Source organism: Caballeronia sp. A2-2, assembly GCF_057612605.2.
Window position 1 is genome coordinate 734,250 of sequence record NZ_CM172588.1, and the last position, 13,827, is coordinate 748,076.

General features: G+C 62.7%; 11 protein-coding genes. 9 read left to right on the forward strand and 2 right to left on the reverse strand.

Annotated elements, in window-relative coordinates; genetic code table 11:
* Positions 1 to 175 precede the first annotated feature (175 nt).
* Complete coding sequence (locus tag ACZCWR_RS19690) at positions 176 to 2,548, forward strand: DNA polymerase II (protein WP_487304658.1); 2,373 nt, start codon at positions 176 to 178, stop codon at positions 2,546 to 2,548.
* On the opposite strand, the gene ACZCWR_RS19695 is transcribed toward ACZCWR_RS19690, so the two are convergent.
* On the reverse strand, positions 2,530 to 3,153 hold the full coding sequence (locus ACZCWR_RS19695) for a PIG-L deacetylase family protein (RefSeq protein ID WP_487304659.1): 624 nt from the start codon (positions 3,151 to 3,153) through the stop codon (positions 2,530 to 2,532). The two genes, ACZCWR_RS19690 and ACZCWR_RS19695, sit on opposite strands and share 19 nt — an antisense overlap.
* A 901-nt stretch (positions 3,154 to 4,054) precedes the next feature.
* Positions 4,055 to 4,447, reverse strand: coding sequence for a hypothetical protein (locus ACZCWR_RS19700; RefSeq protein WP_487304660.1), 393 nt, complete (start codon positions 4,445 to 4,447; stop codon positions 4,055 to 4,057).
* On the opposite strand from ACZCWR_RS19700, the gene ACZCWR_RS19705 reads away from it, so the two are divergent.
* The 8 genes from ACZCWR_RS19705 (at position 4,437) to ACZCWR_RS19740 (ending at position 13,820) form a co-directional block, all read left to right on the forward strand.
* On the forward strand, positions 4,437 to 4,682 hold the full coding sequence (locus ACZCWR_RS19705; protein ID WP_487304661.1) for a hypothetical protein: 246 nt from the start codon (positions 4,437 to 4,439) through the stop codon (positions 4,680 to 4,682). The genes ACZCWR_RS19700 and ACZCWR_RS19705 overlap by 11 nt on opposite strands.
* Positions 4,683 to 4,953: 271 nt before the next feature.
* Positions 4,954 to 6,294 carry a hypothetical protein gene (locus ACZCWR_RS19710; RefSeq protein WP_487304662.1) on the forward strand — a complete coding sequence of 447 codons (1,341 nt, stop codon included), beginning with the start codon at positions 4,954 to 4,956 and terminating at the stop codon, positions 6,292 to 6,294.
* Positions 6,295 to 6,510: 216 nt separating this feature from the next.
* A complete protein-coding gene (atzF, locus tag ACZCWR_RS19715; RefSeq protein WP_487304663.1) occupies positions 6,511 to 8,361 on the forward strand; it encodes an allophanate hydrolase in 1,851 nt (616 codons plus the stop codon).
* Positions 8,358 to 9,455: a BMP family ABC transporter substrate-binding protein gene (locus tag ACZCWR_RS19720; RefSeq protein ID WP_487304664.1), complete on the forward strand. Its 1,098-nt coding sequence runs from the start codon at positions 8,358 to 8,360 to the stop codon at positions 9,453 to 9,455. Before atzF ends, ACZCWR_RS19720 begins: the two co-directional genes overlap by 4 nt.
* 21 nt (positions 9,456 to 9,476) lie before the next feature.
* Positions 9,477 to 10,583 (forward strand): ABC transporter permease, encoded by a 1,107-nt coding sequence (locus ACZCWR_RS19725; RefSeq protein WP_487304665.1) that lies wholly within the window; start codon positions 9,477 to 9,479, stop codon positions 10,581 to 10,583.
* Positions 10,576 to 11,502, forward strand: a complete 927-nt coding sequence (locus ACZCWR_RS19730) for an ABC transporter permease (protein WP_487304666.1) — start codon at positions 10,576 to 10,578, stop codon at positions 11,500 to 11,502. The genes ACZCWR_RS19725 and ACZCWR_RS19730 overlap by 8 nt, the downstream gene beginning before the upstream one ends.
* Before the next feature lie 24 nt (positions 11,503 to 11,526).
* The gene (biuH, locus tag ACZCWR_RS19735) at positions 11,527 to 12,219 is read left to right on the forward strand and encodes a biuret amidohydrolase (protein ID WP_487304667.1); all 693 of its coding nucleotides are present in this window, start codon (positions 11,527 to 11,529) and stop codon (positions 12,217 to 12,219) included.
* Positions 12,220 to 12,221: 2 nt separating this feature from the next.
* Positions 12,222 to 13,820, forward strand: a complete 1,599-nt coding sequence (locus ACZCWR_RS19740) for an ABC transporter ATP-binding protein (RefSeq protein WP_487304668.1) — start codon at positions 12,222 to 12,224, stop codon at positions 13,818 to 13,820.
* Positions 13,821 to 13,827: the final 7 nt, after the last annotated feature.

A 13,827-nucleotide genomic window follows, 5' to 3' on the forward strand; every position in this document is an offset into this window, starting at 1 on the left:
ACCGCCGGGGACCGCTCGCCGGTCGGACCGGACGGGCGGTGGAACACCGGAATGCCGCTACCGCGTTTCCTTTCAAGTACTCGAATTCCATGCGGGGCGCCCCGACAGGCGCCCCGTTTCTTTTTTGGGCCGACAGTAAAATGCTTCGATTGAATGTGACATCGAAGGGTTCGGCTTGTCTGATCGACATCTAGGGTTTTTGCTGACGCGTCACTGGCGCGACACCGCGGACGGCGTGGAGGTCGATTTCTGGCTCGCCACCGACGCCGGGCCGGTGAAGATCCGCATCGCGCGGCAGACGCCGGTCGCGTTCATCCATGCCGCCGACCGCGCGAAAGCCGAAGCCTTGTTAAGTGGCGCGGAGTTGCGCGCGTTGCCGCTGAAGGACTTTCGCCAGCAACCGGTGCTCGGCCTTTACTGCGCGCAATACCGTGGGCTGCTCGCTTTGGAAAAGAGCCTGAGAAACGCGGGCATCAACGTTTTCGAAGCGGATATTCGACCGCATGAACGTTATCTGATGGAGCGGTTCATCACCGCGCCGGTTTCGTTCGATGCATCGCCCGCCGCGCGCCGCGACGGTTACATTCTCAGCGAACTCAAACCCGCGGCGGGGTATCGTCCCGCGTTGAAAATCGTCTCGCTCGATATCGAAACGAGCGCGCGCGGCGAACTGTATTCGATCGCGCTGGAAGGCTGCGGCGCGCGTCAGGTGTACATGCTCGGCTCGCCGAACGGCGATGCATCGCAAGCACGCGACTTCGACCTCGAATACTGCGCGACGCGCGCCGACATGCTGCGCCGCTTCAATGCATGGATGGCCGCGCACGATCCCGATGCGATCATCGGCTGGAACGTGATTCAGTTCGACCTGCGCATCCTGCAACGGCACGCGGATGATTACAACGTGCCGCTCGCCATCGGCCGTGACGGCAGCGTGGCGGAATGGCGCGAGCACGGCATGAAGCGCAATCATTTTTTTGTCGCGATTTCAGGGCGGATCGTGATCGATGGCATCGAGGCGCTGCGCTCGGCGACGTGGAATTTTCCATCGTTCAGTCTGGAGTATGTCGCGCAATCCGTGTTGGGCGAAGGCAAGGCCATCGACAGTCCGTATGCGCGCATGGACGAGATCGAGCGGCGCTTTCAGGAGGACAAGCCCGCGCTCGCGCGCTACAACCTCGTAGACTGCGAACTGGTCACGCGCATCTTCGAGAAGACCGAATTGCTGTCGTTCTTGCTCGAACGCGCGACCGTCACCGGTTTGCAGGCGGACCGAAGCGGCGGGTCGGTCGCGGCGTTCACGCATTTGTACATGCCGCGCATGCATCGGCTGGGCTATGTCGCGCCGAATCTCGGCGATGTGCCCGAAGAAGCCAGCCCCGGCGGCTTCGTGATGGATTCGCGCCCCGGCCTCTACGATTCCGTGCTCGTGCTGGACTACAAGAGTTTGTATCCGTCGATCATCCGCACGTTTCTGATCGATCCCGTGGGTCTCGCGCAAGGCATGAGCGAAGCGACCGATGACGAGAACGCCCGCACCGTGCCCGGTTTTCGCGGCGCGCGTTTCTCGCGCGAGAAGCATTGTTTGCCTGCGATTGTCGAGCAAGTGTGGGAAGGGCGCGAGGCGGCGAAGCGTCAAGGCAACAAGCCGCTTTCGCAAGCGCTCAAGATCATCATGAATTCGTTCTACGGCGTGCTCGGTTCGAGCGGATGCCGCTTCTTCGATCCGCGTCTGGCTTCGTCCATCACGATGCGCGGCCACGAGATCATGCACCGCACGCGCGAACTGATCGAAGCGCGCGGCTACAGCGTGATCTATGGCGATACGGATTCCACCTTCGTCTGGCTGCGCCGCGCGCGCGACGAGGCGGATGCGGCGCGCATCGGCCGGGCGCTGGTCGAGCATGTGAATGAATACTGGACACGTCATTTGCAGGACACCTTCGGCCTCGAAAGCGCGCTCGAATTGCAGTTCGAAACGCACTTCAGCCGCTTTCTGATGCCGACCATTCGCGGCGCCGAGGAAGGCAGCAAAAAACGTTACGCAGGACTGACGAAGCGCGCGGATGGCAGCGAGGAGATCGTCTACAAAGGGCTGGAAACCGTGCGCACCGACTGGACACCGCTCGCGCAACAGTTTCAGCAGGAGCTATACATGCGCGTGTTCAAGGGCGATGCCTACGACGACTACGTGCGCGATTACGTCACCCGCACGCGACGCGGCGAACTCGACGACCTGCTGATCTATCGCAAACGCCTGCGCCGTAGTCTCGGCGAGTATCAGCGCAACGTGCCGCCGCACGTGCGCGCCGCGCGTCTTGCAGATGAACAAAATGCCCGCGATGGCCGCCCGCTGCAATATCAGAACGGCGGCTGGATCAGCTACGTGATGACGCTCGCCGGGCCGGAACCTGTCGAAGCGCGTCACGCGCCGATCGACTACGAGCATTACATTGGCAAGCAGCTTCAGCCTATCGCGGATGGCATCTTGCCTTTCATGCGCGACGATTTCGCCACGCTGATGTCCGGTCAGCAGGCGCTGTTCTGAACCTCGAGTTTCCAGAAACGTTCCGCATGAAATACGTCGTCGATGCCATCGGGGCCGAGCGCTTTTAGACGGCTTGCATACGCGCTCACCGCTTCGCGTTTCAAGGCCTGACGGCGCTCCGCATCGAAGGGCTGCGCGGTGGTGGCGCACATCGGCGTGGCATCGATGCCGCGTGCGTGCAGATCGATCAGGCGTCCTTGCACGAGACCGCGCACGCGTCGATGGAAGCTCTCCTCGTAGGCAAAGCATGTCATCGCGGGATGCGCGCGCCAGGCATCGCAGGCGGCGTGGTGCGCGAGGATATGGTCGGCGTCGTCGAGACCGAGCGGGATCATCAGCACGCGCGGCCGATAGTCGCGGATGACGGCGCGCAACGCGTCGGTGAGCGCTGGGCGCGAGGGTTTCATCGATGCGGCGAAGTTCAGCCGCACAGGCCGCGCGCTCAGCAGATGGAGCGCATGGTCGTCCTCCTCTGCGTGATCGGGCGGGGCGAACAACGTGCAGACGCGCGCATCCGCCACGCCGGAAAGCGCCGCGCCGCAGCCGAACACAGCGCTGCCAAGGTGCGGGGAAATGATCAGAACGCCGGGAGTGAGTTCGGTCATGTCGACGGGAACCGTGAACGTAGATCGGAAGATCGAAAGGCTTTTGTATCCGCTCTATATTTCGGTTCCGTGACAGGACGAGAGAGTATGCGCCTTGCGGCGCTTGAAAGGTATTGGACGATACTTGAGCTATTGGGTGGGTGATGTTCACTTATCATGCAAGGGGCTGCTGTTGTTTGTGCTTTATATTCAGTAGCCGCCTCCCCGGCGGGGGGGTAACTTTCTTTGCTGCTGCAAAGAAAGTCACCAAAGAAAGCAGCTTTTTACCCCATGCACGATGGCTGGAGAGGGTTGGTCTGGTTTAACGATACAGTGGCCGCAATAGGACTTTCCACGCATCACGAGCCGCTTAGGCAACCTCGTGATTGCGCGCTCGAAGAATCAACGCCTAGTGGATCGCGCTCATTCAATCGGCCATGCGCTACGCGCGCCGAGAGCTTTAGAACGGAATCCCGCAGCCTATTAGCGCCCAGCCACATCATACTTCCCCGCGAGATTGCTATTCGGCCCTACCTTGGTTAGTGCTCCGACTAAAGGTGACTTGCGTGGGCGTGTGTGCTTTGCCCAGAAGCACTTACCAAGGTTGGGCCCAATGGGAGAGGTGCGATGTGGCGTGATGTGACTGGGCACTCATACGCTGCGGGATTCCGTTCTTACGTTCTCGGCGCGCGTAGCGCATGGCCGAATGAATGAATGCGATCCACAGAACTAAAAAGATTCGAGCGCGAAATCGCGAGGTTGCCTAAGCGACTCGTTATGCGTTGAACGTCCTATTGCGGCCACTGTATCGGTTAATCCAGACCAACCCTCTCCCGCCATCGTGCATGGGGTAAAAAGCTGCTTTCTTTGGTGACTTTCTTTGCAGCAGCAAAGAAAGTTACCCCCCCCGCCGGGGAGGCGGCTACTGCATAAAAAGCCCAGACAACAGAAGCCCCTTGCATAAAAAGCTCCAAGCCGCGTATCGGCCAATTCTTTCGCGATAGTTCGCTTCCCACGAATACGCGCTCTTGAGCGGTCCGGCAAGCACGCAAAACTCCTGCGCCTGAGCGGATTGCATGAAGAAACCAGGAAGACTAGAAGTCGTAATCGAAAACAGCCGCAGGGAAACCATTTCATTAACACTTCGCTTAACACGACGCAAACGATTGCACACCACGAGTGAGCGCCACAGCACGGTGCCAAAAAGCGAACCCATGCTCAATGAGGTTTTGCCGCGCGAAACCCTTGCAACGATCGCTTGCAGCGGCGCACGAACGGCGCAACGCATAGAAGCGAGGTGCTTGATGGACACCATTCCCGTCGTATATCGAGGCTGTGAATTGTCGGCGATCGTCGCGCATCGCGATGGCGCGTTTTCGGTGACGCTGCTGGTCGAGAAACCCGGCGGTGCGCGACGCGCCGCCGGACCATTTCGCTCGTTCGCAAGCGCCCATGCCGCCGAGCGCTTTGCCATCGAATACGGCAAGGCCGAACTCGATGCACTGCATGTTCAGCATGTGCAGCGCGAGGCGCTCGCAGAGGCGAAGTGACGCAGTGTCATCAAGGCACGGCCACGGTGCAATGCTGTTGGCCAGCCTGACTGCGCGCGCTCGAAAAAAAGAGAGGACGAAGCGCCTCTTGTCACGTCCTACAATCAAAGCACGATGCCTGCGCAGGCAAGCCCGGTGCTTCGCATGACGCAATAATTTACGAGTTCGTATTCGGTAGCGGCTATGCTTGGCATCCTTGCGCGCTGCCGGCCCTCGTTCGCGGGCAACGCGCGTTTCCGATACCCTTTCGATTGCTCATTCGTTACTCGTCATGGTCACACTGGTCAGTTGCTTCACCGAACGTCACGCGCGCTTTTCCGCTGCCAATCACGCGGAGTTTTGCCGCCGCACGAACACCACGCACATACAGGAGCGCCATCCGAGTTGCGCGGATTCGCTGGAGTTGCGCACGTTGTTCAAGTATCAGATGATCAGCGACCGGCTTGCCAAAGCGCCCGAAAACGAAGTCATGATCTTCGCGAGCGAGAACGCGCTCTTCCTGCGCTTTCACGACTTCGCGCAGATTCTCGACGGGCGCGACAGCCTCGTGACGAAGGGCCATTTCGGCATCAACACGGAAATGTTCGTCATCCGAAATACCGAGGCGAACCGGGCGCATGCGCGAAGCATGGCCGCGCGTTGCCGCGTCTATTACGAATACGGCGATTTCGTCACCGAGGAAAAGCTGCTCGAAGTGCTCGCCGTCGAAGAGGACTGGCAATCTGTCAACGGCGTGCTTCCGATCGCCACGCTGTGGTCCAGCCAGCATCCCGACATTCGCGGCCTGCCGGTGATCGCGGTGTCGCTCGTGTTCACGCCGCGTCTCTACAGCAAATACGGCCCGCGATGGCGCGCGGTGCTGGCGCGACACATCAACGAATGTCATGCGCAAGATCGCCCGTTCTTTGATGTTGCGCCGCCGCCGGGCGCGCCGGAAGAAAGAGTCAGCGTCTACCAGCCGGGCCGCCCGATCGCCGTGGTGATGCTCTACACGCCGAATATTGCCAGCTATGCGCGTTTCGGCGAGGCCAGCCTGCGCGACTATTGCGCGCGGCATGACTACACGTTTTATCAGCATCGCGACGTGCCGGAAGACTTTCAGCGCGAGGCGTGCGGCAACTGGTCCAAGCCGTTCCTGCTCAGCAAGTATCTGCCGCATCACGAATGGGTGTTCTGGGTCGATGCCGACATCCTCGTGATGAACGGCGATGTGAAGCTCGAACAATTCACCGAGGGCCGCGACCGCGTGCTGACCGCCGACATCTGCGGATGGCGCCTGAACTCCGGAGTGATGGGTTTTCGGCATACGGAGGCGAATGTTCACGCGCTGCAAGGCGTGCTGGACAAGGTGCATGAAATCGAAGATGTCACGTCGATATTTTCGAGCCAGGGCGACCAGTACATCTTCATGCAGGAGTTGATCGCGCGCGGGCTGTGCCCGGAGATGGACTCGCCGGAACTGGTGAGCTTCATCGAACTGAATACGCCGTGGTATTACGCGAACGAGCAGACCTTCCTGTGCCACTTCCATGGCCTGAGCACGGACATGCGAAAGCTTTTCATGTCGATGGACCACGTGCCCGAAGGCGGATTCGAAGCGATCGAAGGCTGAAGGGCAGAGCGCGCCCGTGCACATCCGGCGCGCATGGCGAGCGTTCGACGCACCACGATGAGCGCGCTTCGAACCAAGCTGGAACACACAGTGGACGCGCATTGATTCGTCTGATCGACGCTGAAAGGCCCGCTGCATAAGGCTGTGAAGCCTCTCTGCCGCGCATGGCATGGATGCTGCAAGCCGTTCGTTCAACTTGTATTCAAGATTGAACTCATGGTCCAACAACTGCCTTTCAGCGTGTGCGCGCTGCTCCATTCGTATCGCAGCGGCGCGTCCACGCCGGTCGAGACGATCGATCTCGTCCTGCAACGCATCGAGCAGAGTGATCGCCCGGAAGCGTGGACGCTGCGTATCGCGCCGGGCGATCTGCGCGCGTATGCCAAGGCACTCGCCGACGAATGGACCAGCGACGGTCCCGCCATCCTCACGCGCAAGCCGCTGTTCGGCGTGCCTTTCGCGGTGAAGGACAACATCGATGTGGCCGGTTTGCCGACCACCGCCGCGTGTCCCGCGTTCACTTATACGCCCACCGAGACCGCGTTCGCCGTGCAGCGTTTGCTGGATGCGGGCGCGATCCTCATCGGCAAGACCAATCTCGATCAGTTCGCCACGGGCCTTGTCGGCACGCGTTCGCCTTACGGCGCGGTGCGTCAGGTCACGCACGCCGAACGCGTCTCGGGCGGTTCCAGCGCGGGTTCGGCGGTGACGGTGGCGCAGGGCATCGTGGCGTTTTCGCTGGGGACGGACACGGCCGGTTCCGGTCGCGTGCCCGCGGGCTGCAACGGACTCGTCGGTCTCAAGCCGACGCTCGGGCTCGTCAGCAAGCGCGGCGTGGTGCCTGCGTGCAAGTCGCTCGACACGATCTCGGTATTCACGCACGACGTCGCCGATGCCTGGCGCGTGCTCACACAACTCGCCGCCTTCGATCCCGCCGACGGCTATTCACGCCGCATCGCGCCGCTCGGTCTGTTGCGCGACACGCCACGTTGCGCCGTGCCCGACAAGCTCGAATTTTTCGACGATGCCCACGCTCGCGCCGCCTTCACTTCGACGCTTCGCACGCTGTCCTCGAAGCTCGGCATCGAGCCCGCCACCTTCGCCTTCGCACCGATGCAGCAAGCCGCCGCGCTGCTCTACGACGGCCCGTGGGTCGCGGAACGGCGCGCGGCGCTCGGCGATTTCTTCGAGCAGCATCGCGAGGACATGGACGCGACGGTAGCCAAAGTGATCGCGCAAGCCGACCGCTACAGCGCCGCCGATGCCTTCAACGCCCAATACACGTTGATGCAACTGCGCCGTCACGCGGAAACGCTCTTTCAAACCGTCGATGTGCTGATCGTGCCGACCGCGCCCACACATCCGACCATCGCGGAAGTGAACGCCGATCCGGTCGTGATGAACAGCCGTCTCGGCGTCTACACCAACTTCGTGAATCTGCTCGATCTGTGCGCGCTCGCCATTCCCGGCGTGCCGCGCGCGGATGGTCTGCCAGCGGGCATCACGCTGATCGCACCGGCAGGCGCGGATCAACGGCTAACGGTGCTCGGCGCGCGCATTCAGGCGCTATTCGATGACTGCGCGGACACATCGCAGGCCATCGCGGGGCAACCGCTGCCGCATCAGGAAGCCACGGTGACGCTCGCCGTCGTCGGCGCGCATTTGCGTGGCATGCCACTCGAATGGCAGATGCGCGAGGCCGGCGCACGTTTCGTCGAGGAGACCACGACCGCGCCGCAATACCGTCTCTACGCGCTCGCCGATACCGTGCCGCCGAAGCCCGGACTCGTGCGCGCGCCGTCGCAGGGCAACGCCATCGCCATCGAGCTCTGGGAGATGCCCGCGCGCACCTTCGGCGCGTTCGTAGCGGCGATTCCCGCGCCGCTCGGCATTGGCACGCTCACGACTGCAAACGGCCGCGCAGTCAAAGGCTTCATCTGCGAACCGGTGGCCGTCGCGCACGACAGCGGCGCCATCGACATCACCCGACACGGCGGCTGGCGCGCGTATCAGCGCAGTCTCGCGTCCTTCTCCAACGATTCATCCCCACAGGAAGCCACATCATGACCAACCGCCGTGACTTCATCAAAGGCGCGGGTGCGCTCGCGCTCGGTTCCGCGTTTCCGTTCGAACTCGCCTTCGCCGCGAACACCCTCACGGTCGGCGTGATCTACGTCGGCTCCAAGGGCGATTACGGCTACAACCAGGCGCAGGCGCAAGCGGCCGCCGTCATCAAGAAATTGCCGAACGTGAAAGTGGTCGAGGAAGAGAACGTGCCCGAGACCGTCGCCGTGCAAAAGACCATGGAAGCGATGATCGAACAGGACGGCGCGACGCTCATTTTCGCGACCTCGTTCGGTTACTTCGACCCGCATGTGCTGAAGATGGCCGCGAAGTATCCGAAGGTGCGTTTCGCGCATTGCGGCGGATTGTGGAAGCAGGGAAATCCGCCGAATATCGCGAGCTATTTCGGCTATATCGATGAGTGTCAGTATTTGAATGGCGTGGTCGCGGGGCATACGAGCAAGAGCAAGAAGCTCGGCTTTGTGGCGGCCAAGCCAATTCCACAGGTACTCCGAAATATCAACGCGTTCACGCTCGGCGCGCAATCGGTCGATCCGTCGATCACCACGCATGTGATTTTCACCGGCGACTGGTCCATGCCTGTGAAGGAAGCCGAAGCGACCAACAGCCTGATCGATCAGGGATGCGACGTGCTCACCTGCCACGTGGACGGCCCGAAGGTCGTCATCGAAACGGCGGAGAAGCGCGGCGCGATGAGTTGCGGCTATCACGCGAGTCAGGCCGCGCTCGCGCCGAAGGGCTATCTCACCGGCGCGGAATGGGACTGGGCCACGCCCTACAAGGAACTCGTGAGCGATGCGCAGAGCGCCAGGCCACAACCCAACGTGTTGCGCGGCGGCCTGAAGGAAGGCTTCGTGAAGATGTCGCCGTACGGCGCGAAAGTCACGCCGGATGCCAAGACCAACGCCGACAGCATCAAGTCGAAGATGGTCGCGGGCGAATACGTGATCTTCAAAGGCCCGATGAAGGACAACAAGGGCGGCAGCGCCATCGCCTCGGGCACGAGCTACGCGCAGACCGATATCACGCTCGAGAGCATGAACTATCTCGTGGCGGGTGTCGTCGGGCAGATTTAAGACCTCTTTCGAGGAGCCGTCATGCGATTCTTTCCGCGTCTTGCGCTGGGTGTGCTGCCCACGTTGCCTACGTTATGCGCCATCGTCGGCACGCTCGTGTTGTTCTCGCTGTTCCTGCTCGTGCAGGGACAACCGGCGAGCGATGCGCTCGTGCTGATCGTGCAGGGCGCGTTCGGTTCGTCGTTCGCGTGGCAGAGCACTTTGTTGCGTGCCGCGCCCTTGATGCTCACCGCGTTGTGCGTGGCGCTGCCCGCGCAAGTCGGGCTGATCGTGATCGGCGGTGAGGGCGCGCTCGCGCTCGGCGGGCTCGCGTCGGCCATCGTCGCCATGATCCTGCCGAAGTCGATGCCGTGGTTCCTCGCCACGCCGCTGATGGCCATCGGCGGCATGCTGGCGGGCGCAATATGGATCGGCGCGGTCGGCGCGATGCGTCAGTGGCGCGGCGTCAACGAGACCATCAGCAGCCTGTTGATGTCGTATATCGCCATCGCGTTGTTCAAGCATCTGGTCGAAGGCCCGTTGCGCGATCCGGCGAGTCTCAACAAGCCGTCCACGCCGCCGGTTCCGGATGCGTTTTCCATCGGCTCGCTGCCCGGTCTCGATGTCCACTGGGGCCTGTTCTGGGGCGCGCTCGCGTGCATTGCGGCATGGGTGTTCGTGCGACACAGCACCAAGGGCTTCGCGATGCGCGTCGCAGGCGGCAACAATCAGGCCGCGCGTCTGGTCGGCTTGCCGGTGAACGCGCTGGCGCTCGGAGCGTGCGCGCTCGGTGGCGCGGCGGCGGGGCTCGCGGGCATGTTCGAAGTCGCGGCGGTGCAGGGCAGCGCGAATGCATCGCTGCTCGCGGGATACGGCTATGCAGGCATCCTCGTCGCATTCGCGGCGCGTCAGAATCCGCTCGCGATCATTCTGTGCGCGGTGCTGGTGGGCGGCATCGAGGCGAGCGGAAGCCTGTTGCAGCGCCGTCTCGGCCTGCCCGATGCCACCACGCTGTTCCTGCAAGGTCTTTTGTTCGCCAACCTGCTCGCGTGGGAAGCGCTCGGCGGGCGGCTCGCCGCGTGGCGCGTGAAGTTGCAGGCGGCCGCCGCCGCCCGTTCGACCGTTCGACTGGAGGGCACTCATGCCTGACGCACATTCCCCCATCACGGTACTGCTCCTGTCGCTGTTCGCGGGTGCCATCCGAGTGAGCACGCCGTATCTGTTCGTGAGCATCGGCGAATGTCTGACCGAGAAGGGCGGGCGCGTGAATCTCGGCCTCGAAGGCATTCTCGTGTCCGGCGCGATGACGGGCTATGCCGCCGCGTACCTCACCGGCTCGCCGTGGCTCGGCGTGCTCGCGGCGGGCGTGGCGGGTCTCATGCTCGGCTGCCTGCATGGCCTCGTGTGCTCGTTGCCGCGCGTGTCGGATATCGCGTTCGGCATCGCGTTGATGCTGGTCGGCACGGGCCTCGCGTTCTATCTCGGCAAGCCGTTCATCGAACCGCAAGCGCCCATGCTGCCTTCGATGGACTTCGGCACATGGACCGCCAACGCGCAACTGCACAACGCGCTGCATATCAATCCGCTGTTCGTGATCGGCGTGGTGCTGGCTTTCGCGCTGCAATGGGGCCTGCGCCACACGCGCTGGGGCATGGCGCTGCGGCTCGTCGGCGAGAACGCGGAAAGCGCCCGCGCGATGGGCTATCCGATCACCCGCGTGCGCATTCTGGCGACCACCGTGGGCGGCTTTTTCGCGGGCATCGGCGGGGCGTATCTCTCACTCGTCTATCCGGGAAGCTGGAACGAAGGGCTATCGAGCGGGCAAGGGCTGATGGCCGTCGCGCTCGTGATCTTCGCGCGCTGGCAACCGCTGCGCTGTCTGTGGGCCGCGCTCATCTTCGGTGCGGCGGGCGCGCTCGGTCCGGCGTTGCAGGCTATCGGCGTGACGAGCGGCTATTACCTCTACAACGCCGCGCCCTACGTGCTGACGCTCGCCATCATGATCGTCAATTGCAGGCCCGACAGAACGCTCGCGGGCGCGCCCGGCGAACTGAGTCTCACGCGTTGACGCTTCCTTCACAGGAGAAATCACATGACCCGCTTCATCGAGGCACGTCCGTATCCGTGGCCGTACAACGGCGATCTGCGCCCGGAGAATACCGCGCTCATCATCATCGACATGCAAACGGATTTCTGCGGCATCGGCGGATACGTGGACAAGATGGGCTACGACCTCTCGCTCACGCGCGCGCCCATCGAGCCGATCAAAAGCGTGCTTTCGGCGATGCGCGAACAAGGCTTCACGATCATCCACACGCGCGAAGGGCATCGGCCCGACTTGTCGGATTTGCCGGCGAACAAGCGCTGGCGCAGCAGGCAGATCGGCACGAACGGAATCGGTATCGGCGATGTCGGACCGTGCGGCAAGATCCTCGTGCGCGGCGAGCCGGGCTGGGACATCATCGACGAGCTCAAGCCGGTGGAAGGCGAGATCGTCATCGACAAACCGGGCAAAGGCTCGTTCTGCGCCACCGATCTCGAACTGATCCTGCGCACGCGCGGCATCGAGAATATCGTGCTGACCGGCATCACGACCGACGTCTGCGTTCACACGACCATGCGCGAGGCCAACGACCGCGGCTTCGAATGCACGATACTCGCGGACTGCTGCGGCGCGACCGACAAAAGCAATCACGACGCCGCGCTCAACATGGTGCTCATGCAAGGCGGCGTGTTCGGCACCGTATCGGATTCGAAGGCTTTGCTCGCCACACTCGGACGCTGATCATGGACACCATCACGAAGGCTCTCGCAGTCGAAGTGCTCGGCGCGACCAAGCGCTTCGGCGCATTCACCGCGCTCGACGACGTGACGCTCAAAGTGCGCGCGGGCACCGTGCATGCCTTGCTCGGCGAAAACGGCGCGGGCAAGAGCACGCTCGTGAAAGGACTCGTCGGCTATGGCGTGCTCGATGAAGGCGAGATCGTGGCGGACCATCGGCAGGTGAAGATCGCGTCGCCGCGCGATGCACAGGCGCTCGGCATCGGCATGGTGTATCAGCATTTCACGCTGGCGGCGGGTTTGTCGGTGGAAGAAAATTTGCTGCTCGCGCGTGGCCGTCTGACGTGGAAAATCGACTGGCCGAAGGAACGCGCCGCACTCGATGCATTCATGCGTTCCATGCCGTTTCGTTTGCCGCTGGATGCGCCCGTTTCGAGTCTCGCCGCCGGTGAAAAGCAGAAGCTTGAAATACTCAAGCAGCTTTATCTGCGCCAGCGTTTTCTCATTCTCGATGAACCCACGTCCGTGCTCACGCCGCAGGAAGCCGACGAAGTGCTCGGCCTCATGCGCGAGCTGGCATCGCGCGGCGAAGTCACGGTGCTCATGATTACCCACAAGTTCCGCGAAGTCATGGCCTATGCCGACGATGTGACCGTGCTGCGCAAAGGCAAGCTCGTCGGCACGAGCGCGGTGGCCAACACGAACCGCGACAAGCTCGCCGCGTGGATGATGGGCAGCGAGGCGCGCAATCCCGCCACCGTCGCCGAATTCAACGCGGTGCGTCCCGCGCGCAAACCCACGCCGATGGATTCGCCCGCGCGCATCGCGCTCGACGAGTTGTGCGTGATGGACGATCGCGGCCACATGGCCGTGCGCGAGGTCTCGCTTGCTGTGCGTTCGGGCGAGATACTCGGCATCGCGGGTGTGTCGGGCAACGGACAGAAGGAACTGATCGAAGCGCTCGTCGGCCAGCGTCGCGTGCAGACCGGCGCGATGTTCATGCACGGCGAGCCTTATCATGCGACGCGCGAGGAAATGACGCGTCTGCGTGTGTTCGCGTTGCCCGAAGAACCGCTGCGCAATGCATGCGTGGCAAACCTTAGCATTGCCGATAATCTTGCGCTGCGCGATTTCGACCGCGCGCCGATGAAACGCCAAGGCTGGCGGCTCGATCGCCGCGCCATGCGTGCACGCGCCGAACGGCTGATCGCGGAATTCAACGTGCGCCCGCCGGTGCCTGCGCGCGCCATCGGCACGTTATCCGGCGGCAACGTGCAACGCGCGGTGCTCGCGCGCGAACTCGGCCAGCCGGTGGATGTATTGATCGTCGCGAATCCGGTGTTCGGGCTGGATTTCGCTTCCGTGGCGGACATTCACGCGCGTATTCTGGCCGCGCGCGATGCGGGCACCGCCGTGCTGCTCGTCAGTGAAGATCTCGACGAACTGCTCGAACTGGCGGATCGTATCGCCGTGATCGCGGAAGGGCGTCTGGTTCACGAAACGCTGGCGGCCAACGCGGATCGCGTCGCGCTGGGCCGTCACATGGCAGGACATTCCGATCCCAACGAGCACGCCGAAGCCGTGCCCGTCACCGCGCATGCCTGAAGGAGAG

Excerpts from the sequence above, each read along its gene's own strand:
- ACZCWR_RS19720 (WP_487304664.1), top strand. The coding sequence starts at position 8,358 with ATGACCAACCGCCGTGACTTCATCAAAGGCGCGGGTGCGCTCGCGCTC.
- ACZCWR_RS19730 (WP_487304666.1), top strand. The coding sequence starts at position 10,576 with ATGCCTGACGCACATTCCCCCATCACGGTACTGCTCCTGTCGCTGTTC.
- ACZCWR_RS19725 (WP_487304665.1), top strand. The coding sequence starts at position 9,477 with ATGCGATTCTTTCCGCGTCTTGCGCTGGGTGTGCTGCCCACGTTGCCT.
- ACZCWR_RS19695 (WP_487304659.1), bottom strand. The coding sequence starts at position 3,153 with ATGACCGAACTCACTCCCGGCGTTCTGATCATTTCCCCGCACCTTGGC.
- ACZCWR_RS19700 (WP_487304660.1), bottom strand. The coding sequence starts at position 4,447 with ATGGTGTCCATCAAGCACCTCGCTTCTATGCGTTGCGCCGTTCGTGCG.
- ACZCWR_RS19705 (WP_487304661.1), top strand. The coding sequence starts at position 4,437 with ATGGACACCATTCCCGTCGTATATCGAGGCTGTGAATTGTCGGCGATC.
- ACZCWR_RS19710 (WP_487304662.1), top strand. The coding sequence starts at position 4,954 with ATGGTCACACTGGTCAGTTGCTTCACCGAACGTCACGCGCGCTTTTCC.
- ACZCWR_RS19740 (WP_487304668.1), top strand. The coding sequence starts at position 12,222 with ATGGACACCATCACGAAGGCTCTCGCAGTCGAAGTGCTCGGCGCGACC.
- biuH (WP_487304667.1), top strand. The coding sequence starts at position 11,527 with ATGACCCGCTTCATCGAGGCACGTCCGTATCCGTGGCCGTACAACGGC.
- atzF (WP_487304663.1), top strand. The coding sequence starts at position 6,511 with ATGGTCCAACAACTGCCTTTCAGCGTGTGCGCGCTGCTCCATTCGTAT.